Source organism: Nereida ignava, assembly GCF_047114695.1.
Lineage (GTDB): Bacteria > Pseudomonadota > Alphaproteobacteria > Rhodobacterales > Rhodobacteraceae > Nereida > Nereida ignava.
In genome coordinates this window covers 888820-901475 of record NZ_CP112885.1, presented here as the reverse complement: position 1 = coordinate 901475, position 12656 = coordinate 888820, and the positions used below count along the sequence as shown (strand labels likewise).

Annotated in this window: 11 protein-coding genes; 10 read left to right on the top strand and 1 reads right to left on the bottom strand. The window is 56.3% G+C overall.

The genetic code is table 11. The annotated features are described in order from the left end of the window. Nucleotides 1-36 precede the first annotated feature (36 nt). From mgtE to OLX08_RS04335, 4 genes are all read left to right on the top strand, one after another. On the top strand, nucleotides 37-1392 hold the full coding sequence (gene mgtE, locus OLX08_RS04350; protein ID WP_391483170.1) for a magnesium transporter: 1356 nt from the start codon (nucleotides 37-39) through the stop codon (nucleotides 1390-1392). After that, nucleotides 1389-1958, top strand: coding sequence for a 5-formyltetrahydrofolate cyclo-ligase (locus tag OLX08_RS04345; RefSeq protein WP_391482703.1), 570 nt, complete (start codon nucleotides 1389-1391; stop codon nucleotides 1956-1958). Before mgtE ends, OLX08_RS04345 begins: the two co-directional genes overlap by 4 nt. A gap of 66 nt (nucleotides 1959-2024) precedes the next feature. Then, entirely contained in the window at nucleotides 2025-2849 is an 825-nt protein-coding gene (locus tag OLX08_RS04340) for a TIGR00282 family metallophosphoesterase (protein ID WP_391482702.1), read from the top strand. Nucleotides 2850-2957: 108 nt separating this feature from the next. Next, nucleotides 2958-4739 (top strand): SLC13 family permease, encoded by a 1782-nt coding sequence (locus OLX08_RS04335; RefSeq protein WP_391482701.1) that lies wholly within the window; start codon nucleotides 2958-2960, stop codon nucleotides 4737-4739. An 8-nt stretch (nucleotides 4740-4747) separates the two neighbouring features. Here OLX08_RS04335 and OLX08_RS04330 read toward each other — a convergent pair whose 3' ends face one another. Then, a complete protein-coding gene (locus OLX08_RS04330) occupies nucleotides 4748-6520 on the bottom strand; it encodes an SLC13 family permease (RefSeq protein WP_391482700.1) in 1773 nt (590 codons plus the stop codon). A gap of 108 nt (nucleotides 6521-6628) precedes the next feature. Here OLX08_RS04330 and OLX08_RS04325 point away from each other — a divergent pair, with 108 nt between their 5' ends. The 6 genes from OLX08_RS04325 to OLX08_RS04300 all read left to right on the top strand — a co-directional run bounded on the left by OLX08_RS04325 (nucleotide 6629) and on the right by OLX08_RS04300 (nucleotide 12656). Further along, entirely contained in the window at nucleotides 6629-7378 is a 750-nt protein-coding gene (locus OLX08_RS04325; protein ID WP_048597319.1) for a YebC/PmpR family DNA-binding transcriptional regulator, read from the top strand. A gap of 93 nt (nucleotides 7379-7471) precedes the next feature. After that, nucleotides 7472-8080, top strand: coding sequence for a LysE/ArgO family amino acid transporter (locus OLX08_RS04320; protein WP_391482699.1), 609 nt, complete (start codon nucleotides 7472-7474; stop codon nucleotides 8078-8080). Next, nucleotides 8077-8970 carry a DMT family transporter gene (locus OLX08_RS04315; RefSeq protein ID WP_391482698.1) on the top strand — a complete coding sequence of 298 codons (894 nt, stop codon included), beginning with the start codon at nucleotides 8077-8079 and terminating at the stop codon, nucleotides 8968-8970. The genes OLX08_RS04320 and OLX08_RS04315 overlap by 4 nt, the downstream gene beginning before the upstream one ends. Then, nucleotides 8971-10479, top strand: coding sequence for a choline-sulfatase (betC, locus tag OLX08_RS04310; RefSeq protein ID WP_341246018.1), 1509 nt, complete (start codon nucleotides 8971-8973; stop codon nucleotides 10477-10479). 10 nt (nucleotides 10480-10489) lie between these two features. Next, nucleotides 10490-11941 carry a betaine-aldehyde dehydrogenase gene (gene betB / locus OLX08_RS04305; RefSeq protein ID WP_391482697.1) on the top strand — a complete coding sequence of 484 codons (1452 nt, stop codon included), beginning with the start codon at nucleotides 10490-10492 and terminating at the stop codon, nucleotides 11939-11941. 61 nt (nucleotides 11942-12002) lie between these two features. After that, on the top strand, nucleotides 12003-12656 hold the full coding sequence (locus tag OLX08_RS04300) for a thermonuclease family protein (RefSeq protein ID WP_391482696.1): 654 nt from the start codon (nucleotides 12003-12005) through the stop codon (nucleotides 12654-12656).

The following is a 12656-nucleotide window of genomic DNA, read 5'->3' as shown; positions in this document are numbered from 1 at the left end:
GGGGCAACAATGGCCGAGCACGACAGCACAGCATCCATGAGTGACGCCGGTGATTTCGCCCTTGATGGACGGTTTGCTTCGGCGGTGCGCGAGGCTGTTGAGGCGCAAGACGGGGATGCAATCTCGGTTCTGATGGAGCCGCTCCACCCCGCCGATATTGCCGACTACCTTGAGCAAATTGATGACAGCGCGCGGTCGCGTTTGTTGTCGGTTTGGAAGGGCGGCGTGGACGGGGATGTTCTGTCCGAGTTGGAAGAAAGTCTGCGCGAAGGAGTCATTGACGGGCTTGAGCCGCAAGAGCTTGCCTCGGCGGTGCGCGATCTTGAAACTGACGACGTTGTTGACCTGCTTGAGGACATGGGCGCCGAGCAACAGGGCGCGGTGCTTGAGGCGCTTGATGATGCGGACCGCGTCGCGGTTGAGCAGTCACTTTCATACCCCGAGGAATCCGCTGGCCGTTTGATGCAGCGTGAGGTCGTTATGGCCCCGCAGCATTGGAAAGTCGGCCAAGCTATTGATTTTCTGCGAAATGAAGATGATCTGCCGGATGATTTTTATCACGTCGTTCTGACGGACCCGCGCATGAAGCCCGTGGGCTATGTGACACTTGGCAAGCTTTTAGGCTCACGCCGCGACACAGAGTTGACTGAGATCGTTGAGGACAGTTTTCGCACGTTCCGCGTGGATCAGGACGAAGGCGATGTGGCCTATGCGTTTAACCAATATCACCTCATTTCGGCCCCCGTTGTGGATGCTGACGAGCGCCTTGTAGGCATCATCACGATAGATGACGCCATGGCCGTGCTAGATGAAGAACACGAAGAAGATATCCTGCGGCTTGCAGGTGTGGGCGAGGGATCGCTGTCGGACAAAGTGATCGAGACCACCAAGCGCCGTTTCCCTTGGTTGGCTGTAAATTTGGTCACGGCGATCTTGGCCTCGCTCGTGATCGCGCAGTTTGAAGATGTGATCGCGCAATTTGTGGCCCTTGCGGTTTTGATGCCGATTGTTGCCTCCATGGGCGGTAATGCGGGCACGCAGTCATTGACCGTGGCTGTGCGCGCGATTGCGACCAAAGATTTGACCGGCAGCAACGTATGGCGCGTTATCCGCCGCGAGGTTTTGGTGGGCTTGGTGAACGGTTTGATTTTTGCGGTTGTGATGGGCGTGGTCGGTGTGCTGTGGTTTGGCTCGCCCGTGTTGGGGGCTGTCATCGGTGTAGCCATGGTGGTCAATTTGGTCATTGCGGGGCTTGCGGGCACGGTTATTCCGGTGGTGCTAGAAAAGCTGGGCGTTGATCCTGCGCTTGCCTCCGGTGCTTTTGTGACCACCGTTACGGATGTTGTAGGCTTTTTCGCGTTTCTCGGCTTGGCCGCGATGGTGCTACTATGAGCAGCGCTGAAAACGAACTTGCTTCGTTGAAAAAGGCCGCCCGCGCCACTGCTTTTGCCGCCCGCCACATTGCCCATGAGGCCAGCACAGACGCGGCTGCGGGTGTGCTAAGTGAGGTTCTTGCAGGATACCGTGGCTCTTGCGTCGCCGGATACTGGCCCATCAACACCGAGATTGATCCGCGCCCTGCAATGTCCGAGGCCGCTGCACACGGTAAAGTGTGCTTGCCCGTGATCGAGGCTGCGGGAAAACCGCTGACGTTTCGTGAGTGGGTACCTGACGCGCCCATGATCGAAGGCCCGTTTAAGGCGATGGTGCCCGAAAAGGGCGATACGTTGATCCCCGAAGTTGTGATTGTGCCGCTTGTCGCATTTGATGGCGCTGGCGGGCGTTTGGGCTACGGTGGCGGCTTTTACGACCGCACTCTTGAGTTGCTGCGCGCTGCGCGTCCTACGTTGGCGATTGGCTTTGCCTATAGCGCACAACAGCAAACCGCCTTGCCGCTTGAGCCAACAGATCAGCCGCTCAACATGATTGTGACCGAACAGGGCGTGATCACGCCATAGGCGTTTGTTGGATTATTTGAGCGCGCATCTTGCTCACACCGGCGACTAGGCCTAGGCAGGGGCCCTATGAAGATACTCTTTTTAGGTGACGTCGTTGGCCGCTCTGGCCGCAGTGCTGTGGTCGAACATCTGCCAAAGATGCGCGTGCAATGGGGCCTCGATTTTGTTGTGGTGAACGGCGAAAATGCAACCAATGGCGCAGGTCTGAACGAAGCCCATGCCAAGTTGCTGTTTGAAGCAGGGGCCGATTGTCTGACGCTTGGTGATCATGCTTTTGATCAGCGAGACATGCTGCAATACGCCGAAAAAGAGACCCGCATCATTCGCCCTTTGAACTTTGCCAAGCAAGCACCGGGCCGCGGCGTGCGCATTTTCGAAACCGCTAGCCGCAAGCGCATTTTGGTTACTCAGGTTTTGGGACAAGTCTTCATGAAGCGTGCGTTTGATGATCCGTTTTCGGCCATCGATGCGGTGTTGTCGCGCCACCCACTGGGCGGTCAGGTGCAGGCCATTTTGGTCGATGTGCATTGCGAGGCAACATCCGAGAAGATGGCCATGGGGCATTTTTGTGACGGGCGCGCCAGCGTCGTTGTGGGGACGCACACCCATGTGCCAACCGGTGATGCGCAGATTTTGCCAAGCGGTACAGCCTTTCAGGCAGATGCGGGCATGTGCGGCGATTACAATTCAGTAATTGGCATGGACAAAAAAGAACCGTTGCGCCGTTTTGTGACGGGCATGGGTAAGGGGCGTTTTGAACCGGCGGCTGAGGCGGGCACGTGCGCGGGCCTTTATGTTGAGACTGATGATGCCACGGGCAAGGCGCTGCGCGTCGAGATGGTGCGCATCGGGGGACGGCTTCAGCAATCTGGGCCAAGCCCGCTGACTTAGATCGTTTTTACCTCGCAAAAATAAGCCCCAAGCACGCGCAAGCATTTCTTTTGCGCGCAAGACAGACGCGCTATACTTACGGACAAGTCTATTGAGTAAGGTAGCATCATGATTGAACTTTTTTCCCTTGGGCAGACGGGCCAAGCGGTTATCACGCTGGCGGTTGTTGTGGGGATGTTTGTGCTGTTTATGCGCGAAGCCTTTCCCACCGAAGTGGTCGCGATTTTGGGCGTTGCGGTACTGTTGGCTTTGGGTGTGTTGCCCTATCAGGCGGCGGTGGATGTGTTGGCCAACCCTGCGCCGTGGACAATTGCCGCGATGTTTATCGTGATGGGGGCTTTGGTGCGAACCGGAGCTCTGGCGGCTTTTACCCATTTGGCCGAGCGGCATGCGGATAAAAACCCTGCTCTCGCGGTGGGTGGACTGATCGGGTTCGTGGTAATTGCCAGCGCGTTTGTTAGCAACACGCCTGTGGTTGTTGTGATGATCCCTGTGTTTATCCAGTTGGCCAGAAAGCTTGGCAAGAAACCCTCGAAACTTCTGATCCCGCTTAGCTATGCGGCGGTGATGGGCGGCACGCTGACGTTGATCGGCACGTCGACAAACCTGCTGGTGGACGGTGTTGCGCGGGCGGAAGGGCTGGCGCCTTTCACAATCTTTGAGATCACGCCTCTTGGTATCATCTTGGTGGCGTGGGGTATGGTGTATCTTGGGGTGATCGCACCGATGTTGCTACCTGACCGTGACAGCATGGCGGGCCTTCTGGGCGGCCGCAGTAAGATGAAGTTTTTCACCGAAGTCGCACTGCCCGAAGGGTCGGGGTTGATCGGCCAGCAGGTGGTTAACGTGGATATGTTCAAGCGTGAAGGTGTGCGCCTGGTTGATGTTCTGCGCGGTGATCTGTCTTTGCGCCGCAATCTGCCATCCGTCAGCCTTGAGGCAGGAGACCGCGTGGTATTGCGCACCGAGATGTCCGAGTTGCTGGGCATCCAAGCCAGTAAAGATGTGGCAACAGTCGATAAGCTTAGCTCTGTTGAGACAAGCACCGTTGAGGTGCTGATTACACCGGGGTGTAAAATGGTTGGTCGCTCCCTCGGGGCGATGCGGCTGCGTCGCCGTTTTGGTGTGTATCCCTTGGCCGTACACCGCCGTAACCAAAACATCGGGCGCGGCCTTGATGATATTGTGGTGCGGGTCGGGGACACGTTGCTGATTGAGGGCGCGGCAGCAGATATTTCCCGCCTTGCCGAAGAGATGGATTTGGTCGACGTCAGCCAGCCATCGGACCGCGCCTTACGCCGCAGCAAAGCGCCCATCGCCCTAGCGGCCCTTGTCGCGATCGTGGCTCTTGCTGGCCTTGGTGTTGCGCCGATTTTCTTGTTGGCGATTGTTGCAGTTGCAGTTGTTTTGGCCACCCGCTGCATCGATGCAGAGGAGGCCTTTGGTTTTGTGGATGGCCGTTTGTTGGCGCTAATTTTTGCAATGCTCGCGGTGGGTGCTGCGTTGCAATCATCGGGGGCGGTGTCGTTGATCGTTGGCATTCTTGAGCCCGCTTTGGCGATCTTGCCACCCTTCTTGTTGGTGTGGGTGATTTATCTGATCACCTCTGTTTTGACGGAGCTGGTCAGCAACAACGCCGTTGCAGTGGTTGTCACCCCCGTGGCCATTGGTGTCGCGACCCAATTAGGGATTGATCCACGCCCGCTGGTTGTGGCCGTGATGGTTGCGGCCAGCGCCAGTTTTGCCACGCCAATAGGCTATCAAACGAATATGCTGGTCTATGGTCCCGGCGGATATCATTTCAAAGATTTCATGCGGGTGGGTATTCCGCTGAACCTGTCAATTGGTGTGCTGGCAAGTGCGATTATTCCAATCTTGTGGCCGTTCTAGCTGCCTAGTTATAGCGGCCAGAACACCAAGATGGCTGGGATGGACACACCGACAACAAGAATTTCAAGCGGCAATCCCATCCGCCAGTAGTCCCCGAAACTGTAGCCCCCAGGCCCCAGAATAAGGGTGTTATTCTTGTGCCCGATTGGGGTGAGAAACGCCGATGATGCGGCCACTGCTACAGCCATCAAAAATGGATCGGGGTTCACGCCCAAAGACTGCGCCATCTGGATGCCAATCGGGGCCGCAACAATGGTCGTTGCGGTGTTGTTCAGCACGTCAGACAGGGTCATGGTTACAATCATCAGCACTGTCAAAATAGCCCATGCGGGCAGGCCCGTTGTCAGATCAATCAAGCCGTCCGCGATCAATTCTGTGCCGCCCGATGTCTCAAGGGCAGCGCCAAGCGGGATCATTGAACCAAGCAGGACCACCACGGGCCATTCGATATGGTCATACACTTCGCGGATCGGAATGATCTTCAACAAAACAAAACCGATGACCACAATACCAAGGGCGATGGGCAGGTAAATCCAGCCAAGAGAGGCGGCAATGACCGCAGCTGCGAAAAGTCCAATCGCCACCCACACTTTATTGTCTTGGGTCACACTAAGACCACGGTCCGCAAGGGGCAGACATCCAAGCCAATCAGTGACATCAGCCTCGGTTCCATCGGGCAGTAACACCAGCAAGATATCACCGGGCTTAAGGGGTGTTTGGCGGATTTGGCTTTTGATTGCGCGGCCTTCGCGGCTGATGCCCATCAAAATGGCCCGCCGTCGCCATGACATACCCACGGCCTGCGCGGTACGGCCGTTCAGACGTGACCCATCGGTCACAACAATTTCTATGACGTTTAGTCCGGCCCCATCGGCGCGTAGTAATTCTTCGCGGCGTTCATCTGCAAAATCCAACGAAAGGGCTGCACGGAATTCATCCAATGCCTCGGGGGAGGCTTCGATCACTAAGGCGTCAGCCGCTTTCAACGTGCGGGTTTTGGACAGCCCGCGCAGGCGTTTGCCATCGCGGATCAGTCCCAAAATTGCCACGTCGTTTTTCTCGGCCACCTCATCAAGCTCGGCCACGGTTTTGCCGATATGTTTGCTGTCCTCAGGTACAGTCAACTCGGCGATATATGAGGCAAACTCATCTGCGGTGTTGGTGCTACCGGCTTTACTGGGGATTAATCGCCACCCGATTAGCGCCACAAATGCCAAACCGGCGATGGCCGTTATCCCGCCAACAGGGGCGAAGTCGAACATCTTGAACGGCTCACCAAGGCTTTCTTCGCGGATCGTTGCAATGATGATATTCGGGGGTGTCCCAATCAGCGTGGCCATGCCCCCAAGGATTGTTGCAAACGACAAAGGCATCAGGGATAGCCCCGGCGCACGGCCTGCTTTGCGCGCGGTTTGAATGTCGACTGGCATCAAAAGTGCCAGCGCCGCCACGTTGTTCATAAAGGCTGATAACACCCCGCCGATACCGCCCATCAACGCGATATGCCCGCCAAGTCCCCGTGTGGCGTCCACCAAAGTGCGGGTGATCAAGTAAACCGCGCCTGATCTGACCAGACCCGCAGACACAATCAAAACGAGGGCTACCACCAAAGTGGCTGGATGACCGAAACCGCTGAACGCATCCTTGGTAGGCACAACGCCCAACACTACCCCGATCATCAGGGCAGCAAATGCCACCAGATCATAGCGAAACCGCCCCCAAAGAAGCATGCCGAACACGGCACCAAAAAGAGTGAAAAGGATAATTTGATCAATCGTCATAAGGCACGCTCCGTTTGGGTCATGTGAAAGCAAGCCCCTGCCCATTGCAACCCGCTTTCACGCGGGGCTATAAGGCAGCAACACTAGATTAAAGAGGGAGGATGGCACATGGCTGGCCACTCAAAATGGGCGAATATTCAGCACCGCAAGGGCCGTCAGGATAAGCTGCGCTCAAAGCTGTTTTCCAAGCTCGCAAAAGAGATCACCGTGGCCGCCAAAATGGGCGACCCTGATCCAGACAACAACCCGCGCCTGCGTCTTGCGGTGAAAGAAGCCAAATCACAATCGGTTCCCAAGGACGTAATTGATCGCGCGATCAAGAAGTCCCAAGGTGGTGATGCGGAAAATTACGATGAGATCCGCTACGAAGGCTACGGCCCAGGTGGCGTTGCTGTGATCGTCGAGACGATGACCGACAACCGCAACCGCACAGCCAGCACCGTGCGTTCAACTTTCACCAAATCAGGTGGCAACTTGGGCGAAACCGGTAGTGTGGGCTTTATGTTCGACCGCAAAGGCGCAGTTAGCTACCCAGCATCCGTAGGCGACAACGACACAGTTATGATGGCGGCAATTGAAGCTGGTGCCGAAGATGTGGAAAGCGATGAAGAAGGCCACGTGGTCTATTGCGCCGACACAGATTTGCACGCGGTATCCCAAGCGCTTGAGGCTGAATTGGGCGAGTCAGACAGCACAAAACTGATCTGGAAACCCACAACGACGACAGAACTTGATCTTGAAGGTATGCAAAAGCTGATGCGCCTGATCGAAGCGCTTGAAGACGATGATGACGTGCAAACAGTCACCGCCAACTTCGAGGCCAGCGACGAGGTCATGGAGCAACTGGGCAGTGAGTAAACCCAGCTACTAGCTCTGTAAGGTTCTAATGTCGCGGCTCTGGGTCGCGGCATTTTTTATTCTGGATATTTTTGAACAAGAGAAGAAGAGGGTATGCCCATGGTGAACGGTGCGTTTTTCGCGGGCTATGGTGTTGCTTTGTCATTGATCGTGGCGATTGGGGCGCAAAACGCTTTGGTGTTGCGCTTTGGCGTACGCCGCGAGCATGTCCTGCCACTGGTGCTGTTCTGCGCAACTTCAGATGCCATTTTGATCACAGCAGGGGTCATGGGATTTACAGCCATGACGAATGCGGCACCTTGGGTTGAGCCGCTTTTCACATACGGTGGTGCGGCGTTCTTAATCGCCTATGGCGCGCGTAGTTTTCTGTCTGCTTATAAAGGCGGGCAAGCGCTGGTACCATCGGAAGGGCAACGCATACCGCTGATTGGTGCTTTGGCCGCGGTAGCAGCCATCACATGGCTAAACCCGCATGTGTATCTTGATACGGTCATTCTGATCGGATCGGTGTCGGCGGAATATGATGATAAAATGGCTTTTGGCATCGGGGCAATTTTGGCCAGCTTTTCGTTTTTCTTCACCCTCGGCTATGGCGCGCGGTTGCTGACACCTTTCTTTGCCAAGCCGCGCAGTTGGCAAATCTTGGATGCCGGTGTGGGGCTGTTGATGTGGGCGATTGCGCTTAAGTTGTTGCTGCCATGACCCAACCTTCTGCGCGCCGCGGTATTTTCTGGATGGTTGTCACGGGTGTGATGTTCGTGACTGTCACGGCGTTGGTCAAATACACGGATGGCCGCGTGCCCGCCGCACAAAGCGCGTTTTTGCGGTATCTGCTTGGGTTGGTGTTCCTGATCCCAATGATCAAGCCGATCCTTGATGCGCATTTGACCAAGCGCCAGTTGGTCCTGTTTTCAGCTCGCGGATTTGTACACACGCTTGCGGTGATCTGTTGGTTTTATGCAATGACGCGCATCCCCTTGGCCGAGGTCACGGCGATGAATTACCTAGGACCTGTTTATGTCACCATCGGTGCGGCGCTGTTTTTGGGTGAAAAGCTTGCCCTGCCGCGGATCGCTGCGATTATCTGTGCGCTGGTTGGCGCGCTGATCATTCTGCGCCCGGGATTTCGGGAAGTTGATATCGGCCATATCGCAATGCTGTTTACGGCTTTTGGTTTCGGCGCAGGATATCTTCTGGCCAAACAACTCAGCGGACAGCTTGGACCGGCGGTGATTGTTGGCATGCTCTCGATCACGGTGACAATTGGCCTTGCGCCTTTTGCCTATGCAGTCTGGGTGCCGGTCAGTTTTCACGACATCGTTATCTTATTTGGCGTTGCGTGTTTTGCCACCGCTGGTCACTACACCATGACGCTTGCATTCGCGGCGGCCCCGGTCACCGTGACTCAGCCCGCAACGTTCCTACAGCTTGTCTGGGCGACGCTTCTAGGGGTTGTGGTTTTTGGCGAACCTGTTGATGCTTGGGTCGTTTTTGGCGGGCTAGTCATTGTCGCATCCGTCATATTTATCACGTGGCGCGAGGCGCAGAAAAAGCGCGCCGTCACGCCAGTTACTCATGAAACGAAGGTATAAATAATGAAGCCGAATATCCTAATTCTTATGGTTGACCAGTTGAACGGCACACTCTTTCCCGATGGTCCCGCAGAGTGGCTTCATGCACCAAACCTCAAAAAGCTTGCGGCGCGTTCAACCCGTTTCAAAAACGCCTACACGGCAAGCCCGCTTTGCGCGCCGGGCCGGGCTGCGTTCATGTCGGGGCAGTTGCCTTCCGCCACAGGTGTTTACGACAACGCGGCCGAGTTTCCGTCAAGCGTGCCAACTTATGCGCATCATCTGCGCCGCGCTGGCTACCGGACCTGCTTGTCAGGCAAGATGCACTTTGTTGGCCCAGATCAGATGCACGGCTTTGAGGAACGTCTGACCACAGACATTTATCCCGCTGATTTCGGCTGGACCCCCGATTACCGCAAACCCGGTGAGCGGATTGATTGGTGGTATCACAATATGGGCTCTGTGACCGGTGCTGGGGTGGCTGAAACGTCCAACCAAATGGAATATGATGACGAGGTCGCCTATAACGCAAAGACCAAACTTTACGAGTTTTCCCGTGGGCTTGATGAGCGTCCGTGGTGCATGACCGTCAGCTTCACGCACCCCCATGACCCTTATGTGGCGCGCAAGAAATATTGGGACCTTTATGAGGATTGTGAGCATCTTGAACCGGAAATTCCGGCGATGGATTACGAAGATCACGACACCCACTCCAAGCGTATTTTCGATGCGAACGATTGGCGCAGTTTTGACATCACGAAAGAAGATATCCGCCGCTCGCGCCAAGCGTATTTTGCCAACATCTCGTACCTTGATGACAAAGTTGGGGAACTGCTTCAGGTGCTTGAAGATACCCGCCAAGAAGCGATCATCGTCTTTGTTTCAGACCACGGTGATATGCTGGGCGAGCGTGGGTTGTGGTTCAAAATGTCGTTCTATGAAGGATCGTCGCGGGTGCCTATGATGATCTGTGCCCCGCAAATGGAGGCGGGCCTTCACGAGACCCCCGTTAGCAACATCGACGTATGCCCGACCTTATGTGATCTGGCGGGTGTCAGTATGGATGAGGTTATGCCATGGACCGCAGGTCAGTCGCTAGTTCCGATGGGGCAGGGCGTTGAGCGGACCGAGCCCGTTGCAATGGAATACGCCGCCGAGGCCTCTTACGCGCCGCTTGTCTCGCTGCGCTATGGCCCGTGGAAATACAACCGCTGTGCCCTTGATGCGGATCAGCTTTTTAACCTTGAAGATGACCCGCACGAACTGACGAACTTGGCAGAAGACCCTGCGCATCAAGGCACGTTGCAAACCCTGCGCGCCAAGTCAGAAGCCCGTTGGGACCTTGCCCGTTTTGATGCAGATGTGCGCCACTCACAGGCCAAACGGTGGGTGGTCTACGAGGCGCTTCGCAACGGCGATTACTACCCTTGGGACTATCAGCCGCTCAAGCGCGCATCCGAGCAATACATGCGCAACCATATGGATCTGAACGTGCTGGAAGAAAACAAACGCTTCCCGCGCGGCGAGTAAGAAGAGCATCATGCAAACCCAACCCAAGGCGAGCCATTTTGTGGACGGCAAATACCTCGAAGATACTGCGGGCACGCCAATCGACGTGATTTACCCCGCAACTGGCGAAGTAGTGGCCACAGTTCATTCGGCCACTGATGCGGTGATCGAAGCGGCGGTGCAAAGCGGTCTTCGGGCGCAAAAAGAGTGGGCCGCGATGACCGGCACAGAGCGTGGCCGCGTGTTGCGACGGGCCGCTGACATCATGCGCGCGCGCAACCATGATCTGTCTGTCCTCGAGACCTATGACACGGGCAAACCCTACTCGGAAACCTCTGTCGCGGATGCCACGTCTGGTGCGGACGCGCTTGAGTATTTCGGCGGGCTGGCAGGCTCATTGACAGGCGAGCACATCCAGCTGGGCGATGATTTCGTCTACACGGTGCGTGAGCCATTGGGGCTTTGCGTTGGGATTGGCGCGTGGAACTACCCCACGCAGATTGCGTGCTGGAAAGGCGCGCCCGCCTTGGCCTGCGGCAACGCTATGATCTTCAAACCATCCGAAACCACACCGCTTTGTGCGTTGAAAGTTGCGGAAATCATGATCGAAGCAGGCGCCCCTGCGGGCCTTTACAACGTGGTCCAAGGCTTGGGTGATGTGGGGGCAAAACTGGTGGGCGAACCGCGCGTCAACAAAGTGTCGTTGACGGGCTCTGTGCCAACGGGACGCAAGGTCTACGCGGCCGCTGCGACGCAGATGAAGCACGTCACGATGGAGCTTGGCGGCAAATCCCCCATGATCGTTTTTGAGGACGCTGATATTGAAAACGCCGTAAGTGGCGCAATCTTGGGCAATTTCTATTCCTCAGGTCAGGTGTGCTCAAACGGCACCCGTGTCTTTGTGCATGCAGACATTCTTGAGCAGTTTCTTGAGCGGCTCTGCGCGCGCCTCGATACGGCAATCATCGGTGATCCGATGGACCCTGAAACAACTTTCGGCCCCATGGTCAGCGCCGCGCAAATGGAGATCGTCAAAGGCTTCATCGCCAAAGGCGAGGCCGATGGCGCGCGTCTGGTCTATGGCGGCAAACAGCTGGACCAAGAAGGGTTCTACCTTCAGCCGACTGTGTTCGCGGACGTCACAGATGACATGACAATTGCCCGCGAGGAAATTTTCGGCCCCGTGATGTCCGTGTTGTCATTCACCTCCGAAGAAGAAGTTCTGGCCCGCGCAAATGACACGGAATTCGGGCTGGCCGCAGGGGTGTTTACCAAAGACATCACCCGCGCGCACCGCGTGGTGAAAGGCTTTGAGGCAGGCACGTGCTACATCAACACCTATAACCTTGCCCCTGTTGAGGCCCCCTTTGGCGGTGCGAAAGCCTCCGGTGTGGGCCGCGAAAACTCGAAAGAGGCGATCAATCACTACTCGGAAGTAAAGACCGTCTACGTGGCAATGGGGGACGTTGAGGCCCCGTTTTAAACGGTTAACCTTTCGCCCGATTTGACTTGCGCCATGGGGCGTTGGGGCACATCTTAACGAAATGGTAAGATGTGCCTTTTTCCTTTTTCTGACCCTGTTTTCAGCAACACTTGCTACGGCTGACCCGTCAGGTGTCATTCGTGTGATTGATGGCGACACCTTCGATGTGGGCGGCGAACGTGTGCGGTTGCACGGCATTGATGCGGTCGAAGTAGGCCAAACCTGCCGCTCTGCACAGGGCGTGCGGTGGGACTGCGGCACCTATGTCCAAGACGAAGTGCGCGCCCGTTACCAAGGCCAGCGCGCAACCTGCAAAACCCGTGATGTGGACCGGTATGGCCGAATCGTGGCCAAATGTTTCGTAGCGGGCCGCGACGTGGGCGCAGAACTTGTGGCTGGTGGATTGGCGCTGGCCTACGTGAAATACTCACGCGATTACGTCACCCTTGAAAAATCGGCTTCCGTGCAAAACCGCGGCCTCTGGTCAAGTACCTACGAACGTCCCGCCGTGGCGCGCCAACAAGCGGCCCGTGGCCGTGATGCACCGGACCCAAACTGTGCGATCAAAGGCAACATCTCAAAGAACGGCCACATCTATCACATGCCCGGCGATCGGTTCTACGCGCGCACGGGCATCAATGAAAACCGCGGCGAGCGCTGGTTTTGCTCGGCATCTGAAGCGCAGCGCGCAGGTTGGCGGCGTGCGGGGCAATGA